This is a genomic window from Blautia wexlerae DSM 19850 (assembly GCF_025148125.1).
Lineage (GTDB): Bacteria > Bacillota > Clostridia > Lachnospirales > Lachnospiraceae > Blautia_A > Blautia_A wexlerae.
This window is the reverse complement of the sequence record NZ_CP102267.1, coordinates 716,865-734,687: the sequence shown is the minus strand read 5'-3', so window position 1 is coordinate 734,687 and position 17,823 is coordinate 716,865. Positions and strand designations below refer to the sequence as shown.

At 41.2% G+C, this 17,823-nt stretch carries 16 protein-coding genes and 1 pseudogene; 1 reads left to right on the top strand and 16 read right to left on the bottom strand.

All coding sequences use genetic code 11. From position 1 onward, the window contains the following. Window positions 1-134: 134 nt before the first annotated feature. The 12 genes and pseudogenes from NQ550_RS03370 to NQ550_RS03315 form a co-directional block, all read right to left on the bottom strand. Window positions 135-1,961: a sensor histidine kinase gene (locus tag NQ550_RS03370; protein ID WP_025580352.1), complete on the bottom strand. Its 1,827-nt coding sequence runs from the start codon at window positions 1,959-1,961 to the stop codon at window positions 135-137. Further along, complete coding sequence (locus NQ550_RS03365; RefSeq protein ID WP_025580350.1) at window positions 1,961-3,514, bottom strand: response regulator transcription factor; 1,554 nt, start codon at window positions 3,512-3,514, stop codon at window positions 1,961-1,963. The genes NQ550_RS03370 and NQ550_RS03365 overlap by 1 nt, the downstream gene beginning before the upstream one ends. An 86-nt stretch (window positions 3,515-3,600) precedes the next feature. Beyond that, complete coding sequence (locus NQ550_RS03360) at window positions 3,601-6,474, bottom strand: hypothetical protein (RefSeq protein WP_025580349.1); 2,874 nt, start codon at window positions 6,472-6,474, stop codon at window positions 3,601-3,603. Window positions 6,475-6,491: 17 nt separating this feature from the next. After that, a complete protein-coding gene (locus tag NQ550_RS03355; RefSeq protein WP_022380058.1) occupies window positions 6,492-7,328 on the bottom strand; it encodes a carbohydrate ABC transporter permease in 837 nt (278 codons plus the stop codon). Window positions 7,329-7,330: 2 nt separating this feature from the next. Then, window positions 7,331-8,218, bottom strand: coding sequence for a carbohydrate ABC transporter permease (locus NQ550_RS03350; protein WP_242832758.1), 888 nt, complete (start codon window positions 8,216-8,218; stop codon window positions 7,331-7,333). Window positions 8,219-8,315: 97 nt separating this feature from the next. Beyond that, window positions 8,316-9,686, bottom strand: coding sequence for an ABC transporter substrate-binding protein (locus NQ550_RS03345; RefSeq protein ID WP_025580345.1), 1,371 nt, complete (start codon window positions 9,684-9,686; stop codon window positions 8,316-8,318). A gap of 378 nt (window positions 9,687-10,064) precedes the next feature. Further along, window positions 10,065-10,931: a patatin-like phospholipase family protein gene (locus tag NQ550_RS03340; protein ID WP_022380059.1), complete on the bottom strand. Its 867-nt coding sequence runs from the start codon at window positions 10,929-10,931 to the stop codon at window positions 10,065-10,067. Window positions 10,932-10,939: 8 nt separating this feature from the next. Next, window positions 10,940-11,749, bottom strand: a complete 810-nt coding sequence (gene thiD, locus NQ550_RS03335; protein WP_008705936.1) for a bifunctional hydroxymethylpyrimidine kinase/phosphomethylpyrimidine kinase — start codon at window positions 11,747-11,749, stop codon at window positions 10,940-10,942. A 25-nt stretch (window positions 11,750-11,774) separates the two neighbouring features. Then, entirely contained in the window at window positions 11,775-12,410 is a 636-nt protein-coding gene (thiE, locus tag NQ550_RS03330; RefSeq protein WP_025580342.1) for a thiamine phosphate synthase, read from the bottom strand. A 36-nt stretch (window positions 12,411-12,446) separates the two neighbouring features. Then, the gene (locus tag NQ550_RS03325) at window positions 12,447-12,632 is read right to left on the bottom strand and encodes a 4Fe-4S dicluster domain-containing protein (RefSeq protein ID WP_025580341.1); all 186 of its coding nucleotides are present in this window, start codon (window positions 12,630-12,632) and stop codon (window positions 12,447-12,449) included. Between the two features lie 33 nt (window positions 12,633-12,665). Beyond that, a complete protein-coding gene (locus NQ550_RS03320) occupies window positions 12,666-14,051 on the bottom strand; it encodes a sodium-dependent transporter (RefSeq protein ID WP_025580339.1) in 1,386 nt (461 codons plus the stop codon). 523 nt (window positions 14,052-14,574) lie between these two features. Continuing rightward, window positions 14,575-14,844: pseudogene (locus NQ550_RS03315) on the bottom strand (sigma-70 family RNA polymerase sigma factor); the annotation flags it as partial. Between NQ550_RS03315 and NQ550_RS03310 the strand changes: the two are divergent. Beyond that, window positions 14,806-14,991: a hypothetical protein gene (locus tag NQ550_RS03310; protein ID WP_081018975.1), complete on the top strand. Its 186-nt coding sequence runs from the start codon at window positions 14,806-14,808 to the stop codon at window positions 14,989-14,991. The pseudogene NQ550_RS03315 and the gene NQ550_RS03310 sit on opposite strands and share 39 nt — an antisense overlap. A gap of 164 nt (window positions 14,992-15,155) precedes the next feature. Here NQ550_RS03310 and NQ550_RS03305 read toward each other — a convergent pair whose 3' ends face one another. Genes NQ550_RS03305 through NQ550_RS03290 form a run of 4 tightly spaced genes read right to left on the bottom strand, consistent with a single transcriptional unit; the run spans window position 15,156 to window position 17,724 of the window. Next, window positions 15,156-15,452, bottom strand: coding sequence for a hypothetical protein (locus NQ550_RS03305; protein WP_025581226.1), 297 nt, complete (start codon window positions 15,450-15,452; stop codon window positions 15,156-15,158). A gap of 4 nt (window positions 15,453-15,456) precedes the next feature. Beyond that, on the bottom strand, window positions 15,457-16,221 hold the full coding sequence (locus NQ550_RS03300; RefSeq protein ID WP_025581228.1) for an ABC transporter permease: 765 nt from the start codon (window positions 16,219-16,221) through the stop codon (window positions 15,457-15,459). 16 nt (window positions 16,222-16,237) lie between these two features. Continuing rightward, complete coding sequence (locus tag NQ550_RS03295; RefSeq protein WP_025581229.1) at window positions 16,238-16,963, bottom strand: ABC transporter permease; 726 nt, start codon at window positions 16,961-16,963, stop codon at window positions 16,238-16,240. Then, window positions 16,960-17,724 (bottom strand): ABC transporter ATP-binding protein, encoded by a 765-nt coding sequence (locus NQ550_RS03290; RefSeq protein ID WP_025581230.1) that lies wholly within the window; start codon window positions 17,722-17,724, stop codon window positions 16,960-16,962. Before NQ550_RS03290 ends, NQ550_RS03295 begins: the two co-directional genes overlap by 4 nt. Window positions 17,725-17,823 lie beyond the last annotated feature (99 nt).

The following is a 17,823-nucleotide window of genomic DNA, read 5'->3' as shown; positions in this document are numbered from 1 at the left end:
AACTGTTGTCAACTGTTTTATACTGTTATACATGATATTTATTTGCTTATAATCAAAAATGGATATTCAACCTTATTTCCGGCAATCTTTCACAATCGCCTTCTCATAAAATTGAATATCCATATAACCTTAATCTAACTCTGTTTTTTCGAATTAACTTTTAGTGGAAGTCTTATGGTTACAACTGTGCCTTCTTCCAGCTGTGAGCTTATGGTAACCCCATATTTCTCTCCATAAATCATACGAATCCTTTTATTTGTATTTCTGACGCCTATACTCTTTCGCTCTTTATTCAGAACCTCTTTCAAATCTTCCTCACAGATTCCACATCCATTATCCTCTACATAAAAAAGAATATCATTTTCTTCTTCCTCTGCTGAAATCCAGATCTTCCCAGAATCCTGATAATTTTTAAATCCATGCACAATGGCATTCTCTACAAACGGCTGCAGAAATAACTTTGGAACTTCCAGACTTCTTAAATACTCCGGTATATCCATACTCACTTCAAATTGATCCTGATATCTTTTCTGCATAATTCCAATATACCGTTTAAGCCAGTCCAGATCCTCCCACAGCGGAACCAGAACATCACCATTCTGGCTGGTATACTGAAGCATTCTCGACAGATCCAAAAGCATTTTGCTGGCATTTTCCTGTTCTCCTTTAAGGCATACCCAGTTAATGATATTCAGCGAATTATAGAGAAAATGGGGATTCATCTGTATATTTAACGACATGATCTCCGTGTCTCGTTTCTGGATCATCATCTCATATTTCTCATGAACCAACATCTGCAGGTTCTGATTCATTTCATTCAGTTTTTTATAAAAAAACGCAAACTCATCCCTGTTGTCATATACAATTCTTGCAGTAAAATTACCCTCTCCTGTTTTCTCTATCATGTGCAGCGGTTTATAAACTTTTTTCCCAATCTTTCTGGAAATAAGAACAGCCGTAGTAACAGATAAAATAATTTCTATAGTTACCAGAATCAATATTGCCCTGGTAAGATCTGTAGCAATATTCTTGCTGAAAACATTAACTGGAATCATGGCAAGTGTATACCATCCCGTCACCATACTTTTGGAATAGGTTACGATATATTCCTGATTATTTGCACCGTAGTATTTTACAGTTCCTTTATTCTCCGTAATTCCCATATCAGCTGCAGTTACATTTCGAAACAGCTTTGATTCATTCTCACCGTAAGGACCAACAACACTGCCATCTTCACTCATGATATAATAAAGAATCTGAGAATTTGCCTTTGTATACTTTTTCAGCATATTATTCAGATTATCCTCTGTAAAATTAACCACCAGATACATTTGATCAGTCTTATTTTCCAGATGTTCAATATGTCCTGATTCTACCCTGCTTAACTGCAGCTTTCTGACAGCCGTAAATACATGCTCATATTCCAGAAAATCTCTCGGCATATCTTCAATTGAAAACATGTCCATATAATTATATGCCGGAATCCACACAAGTTTTCCATTTGCCTCATCTGCTGCTTTCTGTATTTTAGAACCCATAAAGCTATAATTTGGATAATAGTTCTTTTCCTTTTCGCCAAACTGATAATACGGAGTCACAATATGCGTAGAATAAACCGTGTTATTCCACGGCAGATAGTCCAATAAAATTTTTGAAATTTCCTGACTGGCACTTTCAAGCTGCATACTGTCAGACGTATCCAGATTCTGAAATATTTTATAAATTCTCGTATCTACATTTATTTTTAATGAAAATTCCTCAATATAATCCAACTTTTCATCCAGAATATCACTGACATTCTCAGAATTTTGCCACATTTGTTTTTCTGACTGCCTGATCAGTTCCTGTTTTGACAAATGGAAGATAAATAAACCCAAAAGCACAACAGGAATAATGGAAATACAAATAAATGAACTAATCAGCAGAGTTTTAAATTTTGTATATTTTAATTTTTCCATCATCACCCAACTCTTTTGCGAAATTCTTCAGGTGTCATATTATGACGTTTCTTAAATGCCCTGTTAAAATAATTGGGATCCTTATACCCTACTTCCAATGCAATCTTCCTTACCTTATCAGAAGATGTTTTCAAAAGATTCTCTGCTTTCTCCATACGAATATCTGACAGGTATTCAGAAAAGGAAATTCCGAATCTCTGCTTAAATAAAGTACTGAAATACGAAGCATTAAAATGATACAATGCAGCAATCTGCTCCAGGCTGATCTCGTCCTGGTAATGTTCCTCTATATACCGCCTGCTTTCATCCAAAGGATCTGTCTCCTGTGAATCTGCTATTTCCCGGAAAGCGATTATATTTTTTATTAATTCCGCTGACCTTTTTTTCAATTCAGAATACCACTGACTTTCGATCAGACAATTATCCAATGCATTTAATTCTGACAAGTGTTCAGCTTTCAGATAGGGCTCCATATAACGTAAGATTCTGAAAAAAAAGAATACGATTTTTCTTTTAAAAATATCCGGCTGAACACTTTTATGCTCTGACAGAACCTCTGTTATTTTTTCAAAAATTGCTTCGCTTTTTTCCAGATTTCCTTCTTTTATAGAATTCAGAATTGCTTCACTGCCTACAGAATCCTCCTGCTTTTCATCAGACAGATATTTCTCTGCCTGCAAATATCTTTCTTCTTCATAAAAAGAATACTTCATCGCGGCCATAGCCTCTTCATATGCCTTGTTTCCGCAGCTTTCCATATCCGAATACAGAGAGCTGACTGCAAAATAAATTCTGTTTTTCTCAAGTACCAGGATATTTTGAATAAACTCCTCTATCTGAGTGATCTGTTCCTGTTCAATTCTTGATCCTGACAAGGCCAACACAGCCAGCAGATTTTCTGTTCCGTTGACCTGAAATGTAATTGACGATGTATCTATCAGATGTTTTTTTATAAAATACCCTATCTCCCGTTTCATCTCTTCATTAAGAATCAGATGCTGCTTATTGATCCGGATCAACATCAGATAGCCTTCCTGTCTCAGAGGAAACATCTCACTTAAGGGCTCCCATACCTTACGTCGTGTATGGTGGATATACTGATTCAGAAGCCACTCCATATATCCATATGCAGATTCCTTCAATCGTCGTTCCATCTGATCTACTTTTTGTTTTTGAACCTGATCCTGATTTTTTGATTTCTTTATTTTCTTAATGGCACGCTTTAACTCTTCTGCATCTACAGGCTTTAGCAGATAATCACTTGCATGAAACTGTAACGCCTCTCTTGCATAGGAAAAATCTGCATATCCGCTTACAATCACAAATGCAGTTTCTGGATAATCTGTTTTTACTTTTTTTTGCAGCTGTAAGCCGTCCATTTCTGCCATACGTATATCGCTGATCACAATCTCACAGGAAATATTATTCATGATCTCCATTGCCTCCTGACCATTTGATGCTTCCCACAGCATATCGTCCGGGCATATTTTTTCAAGAAGCATAATAAGTCCTTCTCTGTGAATTCGCTCATCATCTACTACTAATATATTGTACATTTTATCTCCTGTTCTGTCTGATATATACGTTTTGATTATAGCATAACAGGTGTGCATGAACAATTGCACACCTGTCTTTACAAATTCTATTTTTTTGTTCCGTGATACATCTTATCCAATGCATCGGCATAGTCTTCCTTGGAAAGAATCAGTACCGGTATTTCTGAAACCTTACGCTGTTTTCCATCCGTCTCAAGACTTGCACTGATCACTCCTGCTGCCTGTGTTTTCTGTCCCTCCACATACAGGGTTACCTGTTTCATTTTATGCTGTGTATCCTGAGGGAAAGGATGCTCTGACAGCATCACGCTCTTCTCGCCTCCTGCCAGTTCATCTGGCAAACTGATGTAAAAACCAGCTACCTTATGGGTATTCTGTGGTACTTCTCCCACCATGCATACTGCCTTATTGTCTGAAAATACAGGTTGATAATCCCAGTGATAGAATTGTTTATACTGTACTTTCCATCCATCAGGAACTTCTATCTTCACTTCTGCATTTTTCCATTCTGTGTCTGTTGACTGGCTGATCAGATAACGGAATAAAAAGATTCCACAGTCTGAATTATAAAGTTTAGGCATGATAATTCCATATGGACTAAACAAAATTCCATCCTCTGTCATTGTGCTGCACTCAGCTCCTGCAATATCCGTTTCCTGCACAGCCATTGTCTCTGTAACAAACTCTTTCTCAACAAGAGCTCCTGCCAATACTAATTCCTCTACTTTTCTACATTCTCCCTGTGCACCTGCACCGTACTTACGTACTTCAAAAATAACCTTTATTGCTTCCTCATTATAGTTTTTAATATTAATAACAGTTTTTCCTTTTTCTTCTCTATATTCAATATCAAAAACATAAGCTCCAAGATGTGTTTTCTGAAGTTTATAACCGGAAAGCAGTCCCTGTGGCTTGATGACCAGCGTTTTCTGTGTTCCATCCATCCTGAGACCAAACCACTGCTCAATACTCTGCTGAATCCATGCCCCCTGTCCCTGGCTGCATCTAGTCAGGCATCTTTTCTTATTTGTTGCTCTTGGCCACCAGAAAAGTGAGCCTGTTTCATCCAGACGTTCGTAAAGGAGATTCAGGTTATCAAGCATTTCCTGTCTGGTAAGACTTCCGCCAAGTTTTAAAGTACAGCCTGTTGCAGATGGATTCATGCCAAAATGTAATTCACGCATTGTCTGGAATTCCGGATCATAGTTTGTGATATACATAGAACGTGCATATCTATGAAGATTTACATATGGCTCATAATCGAACTCATATAGTCCATACAAAGGTGCCATAACTGTAGCAGTATCCTCACCACCATAATAATTCAGATCATCCTGGATGTAGAAGCGTTCCTCATTCTCACCTAAGTTGTTTCCGCCTGTAATCTGTCTGCCGAATGGTCCGCTGCCTTCCATCAGTTCTTTCATGTCTGCTTTCATCTGTTCCATAAATCTGTCCACATCTGTCGCATCCCGTTCCAGAAGTTTCAGAATTCTTCTGTAAGATTTCAACGCATAATAACACTGTACATTTGCACCATAATCATACTTGCGGAATACAATAAGATCGCTGGCGTATCTGCTAGAAATCAGTGCTTTTTCTTTATGTTTATGCTTCATCATTCCATCGTAGATCTCATCAATAGCAGCAACCAGTTCCGGATGATCTCTGAAGAATTTCTCATCTCCTGTCAGCTCCAGATATTTTCCTGCTATTACAAGCAAAGAAATGTAGTAAAACATACTATGATCCGAATACAGGCTATAACGTGGCCGGTTTCTTTCTGCCAGATAAAACATTGCACTTTTTCCTACCTCAGGTACTGCATACATAACACTTACCACATCAGGAGTAATATCAATTCCCCAGAGCCTCGAAAGACTATGGGACGGTGCCCCCTGCCAGTTGGTCAGAAGACTTCCATCTTCTCTGAAAGAAAGGCAGTTAAAATTATCAAGAATAAACCGTACCTGCATATCACGGTATTTCTCACCAGCCTCCTGGTTTTCCCGAATATCTGTAGTGATTTTTCCAAATCTTTCTTTCCAGAAATCATCAGTAACATTCAACCATTCCAGCGGTGTATGTTGATACAGTGTTCCAAGGGCAGAATAAATCTCTTCTCTCTTTGGAGTAAGAGCAATTACTGTTGTAAATGTTCTGCTTTCATTTGCTTTTAATTCAAATGGTACATAAATTCTAGGATTATCTCCCTGGCCTTCACATACGGAATCCAGAAGCTGAATTGCTGCACAGGCTTCCGGGTGCCATAATACCAGCAATTTCTGATCCCATTCTGATTTATATGGTGTTACTGTATAATCATCGAAATATTTCCCATAATGCTCAAACTGATTTACAAACTTCTGGTCAAATGACAGACGAAGTTTTCCTTTCATTTTGCATCCGGAAATATTTTTTACTTCTATACAGTAGAATGCTCCTGCAGGTCCAGGAACCGGATGGATTGATGATGCCGGAACTGCTTCTTTCTCCAGAATCGGCGCAAAAGAGAATATTCTGGTTTCCAGTTCCGGATGCTCTGTAGCAGTAACCGGAAGAAAATCATCATAATAAGTTGTCCATGACTGCTTATTTGCACCTGAGATCATCAGACCATTGTCCAGCTCCAGATCATATTTCATTTTTCCAAGAAGTAATGCTGTATCATTCTGATAATACTGACCTATGTATCCTTTAAACTGTCCTCCCAGATCTGTTCCTCCGGATGGTACTGCATAAATTTTATCATGAGGAGTGCACAAAAAGTGCAGTCTGCCCATGGTATCCTGGCCCAAAAGTGTTCTTCCATTTGACTGTGTAAATAGCTGTCTCTCACTTAATGACCAGTCTGTGCGCTCCGAAGTTTCATCATACTGTGCTCTGAAATAAGAAGACTTATATGCCTTTTTCCAGAAATTTTCCCATGTATTATAAATCACATTTCCTCTTAAATGCATTGTTTTTCCTCCTATTCTTAGCCTTTCACACCAGACATTGTTACACCCTCAACAAGATACTTCTGACCAATGGCAAATACAATCACAACAGGTGCAAGCACCAGGCAGGCTGCTGCCATCATTAAATTCCATTCACCTCTGTAAGAACCAGTAAACAACTGAAGTCCCAGTGCAACTGTATATTTTTTCTCAGAATTTAAATATACAAGCGGACTCAGGAAATCGTTCCAGGAATTTAAAAACGCAAACATACCTACAACAGCCAGGGCCGGTTTTGTAATTGGCAGGATAATTTTTGTAAAAATCTGAATATGGGAAGCACCGTCCAGATATGCTGCCTCATCAAAATCCTTCGGGATTCCCAGATAAAACTGACGAAGCAGGAATATGTAAAATGCACCGCCTCCAAACCATGCCGGAACAATCAGTGGAATAAAGCTGTCTGTTATTCCAATAGTTCTCCACATCAGAAATGTAGGAATCAAAGTAACCGCAACTGGAAGCATCATACTGCTGATAATGCAGGCAAATACCACATTTCTGCCTCTCCATTTAATTCTTGCCAATCCATATGCACAGATGGAACTGGTAAGCATTGTTCCCACTACACATCCTCCGGTTACAATAAATGAATTCAGGAAATATTTTCCAAAGGGAAGTGTATCAAAAACTTCCTGATAGTTTTCCCACATAAATTTAGAAGGAATCCAGCGAGGCGGCATCATAAACACTTCCACTGTGTTCATCAGTGAACTTCTGATCATCCAGTACAAAGGAACCAGACAAAACAAAACACCTAAAATCAGCGCAAAGTATATTAGAATTTTTGAAATAATTTTCTTTGTATTCTTCATATTCATTCTCCTCCATAATAAACCCAACGGTTGGAAAACTTAAATATGACTGCAGTCAGTACCATAATGATCAGGAACAATACCCAGGCAACTGCACAGGCATTTCCCATTCTTCCAAACTCAAATGCTTCTCTGTACAGATAGTATACATAGAACAAACTGGAATTGTTTGGTCCACCCTGTGTCATAACATAAGACTGGGTAAATATCTGGAATCCATTGATGATTCCCATTACCACATTATAAAAAATTGTAGGAGTCATCATAGGAATCGTAACATGAAGCAGCTTTGCCCAGAATCCGCCTCCATCAATCTCAACTGCTTCCAGAAGCTGTCTTGGTACATCCTGCATTCCGGCAAGGAAAATTACCATTGTTGATCCGGTAGTCCACAGATTAATAAAAACCAGTGTGGGAATAACTGAACTTTCACCTGAAAGCCATGTACTTACCGGTAAATGCATTGCCTTTAAAATATTGTTTGCCAATCCCATGTCCGGATTGAAAATCCACATCCAAATCGCTGCCATTGCTACGATCGGAACTACAGTCGGAAGATAAAAGATTGTTCTGAAAAATCCTTTTCCTTTTACATTTGTATTTAACAGCATTGCTATAAAAAAAGAAAATATGATAGCTGTCGGTACAGAAAGCGCAACATAAATTACTGTTACAAGTAATGATTTATAAAAATACGGATCACTTCCACTGAACAGATTTTTATAGTTGCTGATTCCTATAAACTGTCCGCCTGTTGTAAAATTAAAATTTGTAAAACTCAATCCCAGACTGACTGCCATCGGAAGCAATGCAAAAATCAAAAATCCCAGAATACAGGGAAGACTGAATAAAATTCCCCAACGATTTTCTCTTTTCTCGCGATTTGTCATTTTATACTTTATTTTCGTCTGCATATTTATTCCTTTCTGGCATTATAGCTATTTCAATCAGGAAAGGCTGCCAAAAGCAGCCTTTCACTTGAATACTTTAAGAACGTTCTCCTGAATAGGTTCCTTCTACCAAAGAATCCGTCTGGCTTTTTACTTCTGTCATTGCTTCTTCTGCCGTTTTCTTTCCAGACCACACCTGTTCCAGTGCAGAGCCCACTAATGTATTAATCTCATTAAAATTCTTTACGTTAATTTCGGTTGCCACTACTGCATGATCATAAGTTGCCTTTACAATAGCGTCCTGAAAGCCCTCTGGTCTTGCAGGCAATTCTTCAGATGCCCAGAAATCAATCTTATCCGGATCAGTATAATATTCTGTCTGTACAGGCATCCATAAAGTTCTGTATAATTCTGTGATTCTTTCTGAACTTTCTGGATTTGTAAGCCACAGATAAAGTTTTTCGGAAGCCTCCAGATGCTTTGTACTCTTGAATATAATCAAAGAACCACCATCAAAGAAAGTAGTATAGTTTTCATCAATTGGGAGAACACCTACGCCCCAGTTGCATCCTGAATTCATAAGATCCAGATGGTTCCAGCTTCCGTCAATGTACATTGCTGTCTGTTTTGCAGCCAGTGCTGTTGCTGCACTTGGCATTGCATTCTTCTGTACTGCTGTAGGAGATACATGGTACACATTGATCAGATCTGCAAAATTCTGTAAAATCTGAGCTGACTTCTCATCATTTAATCCAAGTCCGTCCATACTCTCATCTAAGTAACCGCCGCCTGCTGATAGAATAAACGGCATATATACATTCCAGTCTGTTCCAAACATTACACCGTACTGTTTAATATTATTTGCATCAAAATCCGGATCAGCTGCATTTCTTCCTTCTGTATCCAGCGTCAGTTTTTGTGCCATCTCTACAAATTCATCCCATGACCAGGCTTCCTCTACCTTAGTCGGCGGCAGATCTACCCCTGCCTCTTCGAAGCAGTCTACATTGTACATCAGATTTGTTGTAACATTGGCCTGAACAGGTCCTGCTGATTCTGTAGGACTCCAGTTCCACCAACAGGTAGACAGATAATCATCTTTACTAAGTCCCATATCATCCAGAAGATCATAGAAATTATAAATCAGGCCATCCTCACCCATCTGACATTTCCATGAAGCTGAATAACTTACATCCGGTGCTTCGCCGGCTGCAATCATAGCATTCAATTTTGTCAGGAAATCCTCAGATGGAATATGCATCAGATCCACTTCAATATTGGGGTTTGCTTCCATGAATTTATCTACAGATTCCTCAATAGCCTTTTTTTCGTCTCCGCTTCCCCAGTAAGTGAATTTTATAGTTTCTTTCTCGTCACTACCCTTGTTTTCTGCCTTCGCAGTTGTGGTAAATAAAGCAGTACAGGTCATTAATGCCGCCAGACCTAAAGCCATTCCTCTTCTCTTCATAAAATTTCCTCCTGTTTTTTATCAGCGCGCTTGTTTTTGATGGTTTTATTATATAGCCTTTAATAGCATTTTCTCTATGGGACTTTTTTCGGATTATAGCATTTAGATTAGGAAAACACATTGATATATTTGCTGTTTACAGCAATAGAACAAAAGTATTATTTTGCGAAAAAAAAACAGCAACTGATAAATCAGTACTGTTTTAATTGGTTTATGTACCAGTTTTATACAATTTTTATTCCTGTCTGTTTTTACTGACTTCGTTGTATCTGACAGCTTTACTGATAACTTGCTGCTGTTCATAATTCCTCACCCAAAGTCAATTGCAATCAGATGGAAATCTATCACCGGATTCGCTACCTGCTGATAGACTAAACATTACTCTGCCAAATACGCCTTCAGTTTCTCCATATCAGCTTTCATCACTCTCCGTCCCACCTCATAAATCTCCTTTAAATGGGCGGGATCACGCTCAACCGGTTTTGCACTGATGTCTCTGTCCGGGCGGATAACATGGATCCTGCCCTCTTTTTCCAGATATGCGATTTTATCCAGCATACGATTATACTGAATATGACGTTCATCCAGAAGCTTTACAAGCTCCGGATACTCCCTGAACTTCAGTCTGAGCAGTGGCATCAGCTTATTATGTTCTTTTCTGTATCCCGGATGACGGGTACACACTACCACATTTTTCTCATACCCCTGTGAAAGCATCCAGTTTACAGGTATCGGATCTGAGATGCCTCCGTCCAGATACATTCTTCCATTCAGCTTTACCGGTCTGGCGGCCAGTGGCAGGGAAGCTGATGCGCGCATCCATTCCACATCCAGCCTGTCTCCCATTCTGCATTCCTGATAGCAGGGTTTTCCTGTTTCAATATCTGTACATACAACCGTAAACTTCATGGGTGATCTGGCAAATGTCTCTGTGTCAAAAACATCCAGCTTCCAGGGCACCTCCCCATATGCAAAATCTTTGCTGTAAAGATCGCCGGTAGTGATCCAGCTTTTCAATCCCATATATCGTTTATCCTTGCAGAATCTGGTATTATAACGAAGGGTTCGTCCAATCTGGCGGGACTTATAATTACATCCAAAAATTGCACCGGCGGAAACGCCAACTGTAGAATCTGCATAAATCCCCTGCTCCATCAGCTCATCCAGAACTCCGGCTGTATACAGTCCCCGCATACCTCCACCTTCCAGAACCATTCCGAGGCCTTTCTTTTTGTTGTCTTCCATAGCTATTCTCACTTTTCACTTTCTTTCACATATTCATTTCGGATTGCAAATCCATGATCCATAGGGCCACTTCCCTTTCCCAGGTCAAGCATTGCCGCCAGTGCTCCTGAAATATACTGTTTAGAACGTTTTACAGCAGTCTGCAGGTCATATCCCTTTGCAAGATTGGAAGCAATGGCACTGCTCAACGTACAGCCTGTTCCATGTGTGTTTGGATTATCGATACGCTTTCCTTCAAACCAGCAATATTTTCCATCATAGTAAAGCAGATCATTTGCATCATTAATGCTGTGTCCGCCTTTGCAAAGTACTGCACAATGGTATGTCTCAGAAATCTTTCCGGCAGCCTCTATCATTTCCTCTGCATTGGTCACTGACATTTCAACCAGAACCTCTGCCTCCGGAATATTCGGAGTAAGCACATCAGCCAGTGGAAACAGTTCCTGCTTCAATATCTCCACTGCATCATCACTGATCAGCTTGGCACCGCTTGTTGCAACCATAACAGGATCCACAACAATGTTTTCCGCTTTATATTGTTTCAGTTTCTCTGCTATTACATGAATCAGATCTTTATCTGATACCATTCCGATTTTTACCGCATCCGGATAAATATCCTGAAAAACAGAATCCAATTCCTGCCCCAGAAATTCCGGTGTTACATTTAATATTGCCTGTACACCGGTTGTATTCTGTGCAGTTAATGCGGTAATGGCACTCATTGCATATACACCATTTGTGATCATTGTCTTAATATCTGCCTGGATTCCGGCGCCTCCGCTGGAATCACTTCCTGCGATCGTCAGTGCAGTTCTCATAATTGTCTTCCTCTCATTTCTGCTATCATACAATCTTATCTACTGCCTCTTTCAGTTCTTCTGCTGCTTCTTTAATGTTATTTTGAGCATAAATGGCACTGATCACTGCCACACCGCAAATCCCTGTTCCCTTTAGCTGAGATATATTTTCTGCTGTGATCCCCCCGATTGCCACCACAGGGATAGATACCACTTCACAGATTGCCTTCAGTGTTTCATGGGGAAGTTCTGCCGCATCTGCTTTTGAACCGGTTGCAAATACTGCACCCACCCCCAGATAATCTGCACCACGCTCCTGTGCAAGCAATGCCTGCTCTACCGTTCGTGCCGAAACTCCCAGGATTTTATCCGGTCCAAGTTTCTCACGCACAGCACCTGCTTCCATATCACTCTGCCCTACATGAACACCATCTGCATTCATCTTCAAAGCAATTTCCACATTGTCATTTATGATCAGAGGTACCTTATAATCTCTGCATAATTCCTGAAGTTCAGCTGCTTCCTGCAGGAAAGTTTCATCATCTGAATTTTTATCTCTGAGCTGCAGAAAGGTTACGCCTCCATCCAGACTCTCCTTTACCACTTCCTTAAGGTTCCGCCCATTAAGCCAGTGACGGTCCGTTATTGCGTATAAGCGCATTTTCTCTTTATCGAATTTCATGTTTCACTCCTCTTTTCTACTCTTATCTATAGCAATTTACCCCAAAAGTTCTGCTGCAATTTTCTCCAGCTCATCTCTGATCTTAATGTGCTGCGGACATACTTCTTCGCACTTACCACATTTCACACATTCATTGGCAGATTTCCTGCCATGTTTGCCTGCCAGCCATTCTTCCTGGTGAACTGTGCAGTTGCTTCTTCTCTTGTCTTGCAGTTGATCCATGCTGCATTCTTTGTAAAAAGAGTCATATATTTTTTACATACTGATAATTCCCAAAACGTTTGCAATAGAACTCAGCAAAATAATAATCAGACAAATCGTTGCAAAGTATTTGATAAATACTCTGTACAGTTTCTTTCTGCGGAATGGAGAAGACTGTTCAATTTCTTTTACCATTCCATCAATACCAACAACACGAAGAATCAGAATACAGGTTGCAAGTGCTGCCAGCGGCATCATTACTGAGTTTGTTATAAAATCGAAGAAGTCAAGGAAGTTCATTCCAAAGATACGAATGAAATCCAGAAGTCCATATCCCATGGAAGATGCGGTTCCAAGTACAATCATGATCACGACCATCAGACCGCAGCATTTCTTACGGCTCCAATGAAGTTCGTCCATGAATGTGGAAACACTGGTTTCCATCAGGGAAACTGCACTTGTCAGGGCTGCAAGTAATACAAGTATGAAGAATACGATTCCTGTTGCAGTACCAAATCCCATACTTGCAAATACTTTTGGCAATGTGATAAACATCAGAGATGGTCCTGCCTGAAGTGTTTCAGGATTTCCACCGGAGAATGAAAATACCGCCGGGATGATCATCAGACCTGCAAGGATTGCGATACCTGTATCGAAAACCTCAACCTGTGTGGTAGATCTCTCAATATCCATATCTTTACGGACATAGGAACCGTAAGTATACAGGATTCCCATTGCAATGGACAAAGAATAAAACATCTGTCCCATCGCTGCTACTACTGTCATCCAGGAGAAATTTTTCACATTCGGAATCAGGAAATATTTCACACCTTCAACAGCACCCGGACGTGTGACAGAATAGATTGTAACTACGACTGCCAGAACTACCAGAACCGGCATCATGATCTTTGACATTCTCTCTACACCGTTCTGTACACCACCGAGAATGATGATGAATACAAGCGCCGCAAATACCAGAAACCAGAGTTCCACCTGCCAGGAATCGGAAATAAAGTTTCCAAAATATCCGTCTTCCGCTACTGCCTGGACATTTCCTTTGAAATATTCCACAAGATACTTAATTACCCATCCGCCAATCGTACTGTAATAAGGAACGATCAGCATTGGAATCACTGCATTTAACCATCCGCCGATTTTGAATGATTTCGTTTTTCCAAAATGCTCAAATGCACCTACCGGACTCTTTCTGGTCATTCGTCCAAGGGCTGTTTCTGACATGATCAGTACATAACCAAATGACGCTGTCAGAAGAATATAGATCAGCAGGAAAATTCCGCCTCCATATTTCGCTGCAAGATATGGAAATCTCCAGATATTTCCCAGTCCTACTGCAGAACCTGCAACTGCCAGCACATAACCAATCCTTCCGGAAAAGCTTCCTCTGTTATGGTTATGTGCAGAATTGTTTTCTTTTTTCATTATACACCTCACCTCGTTACAAAAACCTCCCATAGGATTTCTCCCATGGGAGGTCTGCTAGTTTTTTACTGATTCTATAGTATCAAAAAGATGCGGGAATGTCAAAGACTAATAATAATTACAGACCTAATTGTAACATAGTTACTGTTCACACACCACTATCCCAGTATATATTTCAAGTATAGTCTTTCTGTACACATTGTTCTATGATATAATAGTTGAGCTACCACCCCTAGACAGGTGCAGAAAGGGGGGGTGTTGTAAATGGATATGATCTTATCATTTATGCTTTCTGTCTTGGCAAGTGTAATCGCCTACTACATTTGCAAATGGTTGGATAGAAAATAGCAGCTGGTAGCCAGCCTGGGGGAATAAGCCACCCTGCCCAAACGGAATAAAAAAGCCTCAGAGGTCGCAACTCTGGGGCTTTTGCTGTGTTATAAATGAATTTAACCTTATCATTTTGCCTACTGGCATTATATCATATGCATTTTTTGTTTGCAATATACTCAATATACTTTTTCGAATTTTCAATGCCATTCTCGCAATCCAGAGAATACTGAGCCTTGTAGCGATACATCTTTCGCTCATACGCAGTCTCCGCACGTTCAGCTGCTCGAATAGTCTCCATTACTTCCTCTGTCACATCTACAAAAAAGTCTGTTGTATAAACATCAGGATAAAGTTCCCGAAGGTTAATTTTCTTCATTATGTACCTCCATTTCGATTCACGGGTGATTGACAAGTGAATCGAATGGAGGCGGGGAACGGCACCGGCAAACAACCGGATCATCTCCGAAAAAACGGCAACAAAAAACGCCAGATTTCCGCGATGGAAAACTGGCGCGCCAAAAACAGCCACTATTATACTGAATTACATGGAACAATAATGCCGATGCAATGTTGTACTTGCCCGGAGGAGGAGCAATGCTTTTTTTAACTGATGTAAATCATGCGAACTTTGAAAAAGCAAACAGGACACGGTAAATTAACCTCCAATCGGCTACCGTGTCCCTGCAAGTCGTCATTGGTTTGTGTAAACGCAAAGAAACCGCGATCAGGCAGCATCCAATAAATTTCCCAACTCTACGCATAACTGTTTCCTCACTGAACGAAAGTAAGGAACATGGCAAGCGCAACAATTCCCACCATCAGCAGCAGACAAAAAACGCTGATTGCAGTTGATACAATATTGATTATGCTGCGGCTTTCCCTGCTCCGCACACATACCACCGAAAGGATCAGACCCAGCAGGACAAAAACGATATTGGCTCCGGCCCAAGCGGTTCGGACTCCATCCGACAGCGAAAGGTGCAGAAGCGATGGGGCAAGAGCCGCCAGCGGTAGGATGCTCACAATGAGCGCAGCGATACTAACTGATTGAAATTTTTTCTTTTCCATAGTTTTACCTCATTTCTTTTTTCCCAAATTGGGTGACAGCCAGCGCGAAAAACAGGCCAAACACTACAATCGCGCACGGCAGGAACGGAAACACCGAAAAAGCGGCGTCGGAAGTTTCTGCTGTAAAGTCATGAAGAGAGCAGGAAACGAGATAACCGCTGTAACAGTACGGGTAGGCGATCCACAGCGGCGTATTCGCAACCAATACACCGGGAATCACAAGCAGCAGATTTAATCCCACAGAAAGAAGCGGCTTTTCAAACAGCACAGTGATGGCCCACATAGCCGCAATGCACGGCAGCATAGTCAGAAACAGCCCCAAGCACCATTTCAGAAGATACAGGATCGGCAGGGTTTCTGTTACTTCCATTGTCTGTGTCGCAATCAACCCAGCGATTACAAATACGACAAGAAACACCACCATCTCCATAAACAGATAAAAGGTAAGCACACAGAATTTGGCAATGGATAATGCGCAGCGGCTGACTGGCAGCGCCAGCATTTTCAGAATCCCGTTATTTCCTGTTTCTCGTCCTGCGATCATCACGCAAACCACGATCATGCTGAATGGAAGCAGATAGTAGGCGTAAACAAGCGCACTTTGAATAAACATGGCAGGCCACGCATTGGTGTATTCCGGTGTAAAGTAGTTGCTCAAATTCGCAACCCCGGAAACCACCACCAATAAAGGTGCAATGAAAATCAGGGGTACGATTTTGGAGCGTTTTACTTTCATAAACTCGATTTTGAGTAAATCCAAAAAACTCATTTCTTATTATCCCTCCTTACTCGTAGCGTCTGTACTTCGCCAGCCACAAGCCCACAGCAAGGAACAACAGTGTTTCCACCAAAGCGACAAGGGCAACCGTCGAATCAGGCTGGGCGCTCATGGCTACTGCTGGTTTCAGAATAATCACAAAAGGATGCACCAGCAAAAGCGTCAGCCCCGAATTTGCAAGGGCCATACCACTCAGAAAACCGGCAACACCAATTCCAAGCGGCACCCACATATTTTCAAAGCGCGCGGAAATCAACAGCATAAACGACAGTACCGGCATGGATGTGAGAAAAGAGTATCCGGCAAAGCGTACCAGCGTACCCATCTCAAATGCTCCGTCCGGCAAGTCCGTCATTCCAATCTGTGCAAGTGCCAGGTTTTGCAGCACGATTGCAACCAAAAACATGACCGTCAGAATCAGAAATTTGCACAGATACATGGCCGGGACGCTGACGGGAAGCATATACATCTTCTTTACAGCACTTCCCTTAAATTCCATGTTGTAGATCATGCAGGCAGCAACCACGATACCGAACAGATTCAGCACCATAATCATGCCGTAGAGCTGGGTCAACAAGACATCCATCGGGGCCAGCGGCAAATTCAGGAGTGTGTCTTTCCGCACAATGAAATTGACAAATGCGTAGGCAGCTCCCAAGACACCAACGGCCAGCAGCACGGGAATCACGCCGGTTCGCTTTCCTTTCCGAAGTTCGATTGCCAGCGTTTTCATAATTTTGCCCTCTGCTTTCTGTCCATGTTATCTTTCTCAACCATAGAAAGAAACACATCTTCCAGATTGTCCGCAGCGAAGCCGGATTGCAGGGCGTATTGACGCAGATCATTCATGCTTCCCTCAAACAGCAGCCGCCCGTGGTTGAGAATCCCAATGTCATCTGCAATCAATTCGATTTCAGACAGCATATGGGACGAGATCAGCACCGTGCAGTCGTAAAGGCTGGGCAAGGATTTTACCAGATTGCGGATTTCGTGGATACCAGACGGGTCAAGACCGTTTGTGGGTTCGTCCAGAATCAGAATCGGCGGACGCCCCAAGAGCGCCCCGGCAAGGCCCAAGCGTTGCTTCATTCCCAGCGAATACTGTTTTGCCAGCCGGTCGCCAAACTCGGTCAGCCCTACCAGTTCCAGAGCATCTTCCACATCAGCTTTCGACAGTCCCAAAATGCGGCGGATAATGTCAAGATTTTCCCGCCCGGTGAGATTTGCGTAGAAAGATGGCGCTTCGATGAAAGAGCCGATCTCTTTGAGAATGGCAATCCGATCCTGCGGAAACTGTTTCCCATCAATGGTAAAGCTGCCTTTTGTGGGAGCGGTCAACCCCAACAGCATTTTCATGGTAGTGGATTTGCCTGCCCCGTTCGGGCCAAGAAAACCATAAATGCTGCCCTTGCGAATATGAAGCGAAACATGATTGACTGAAGTGAAGTTCTTATATTTCTTGGTCAAATGTTCCGTTGTAATGATATAGTCCATAGAAACATCTCCTTTCGATGCTTCTATGGTACAACTTCAACCTGACATCTACATTCTCCCGTCCTTACTTTTACCTTACTTTTTGAGGATGCCCTCCGC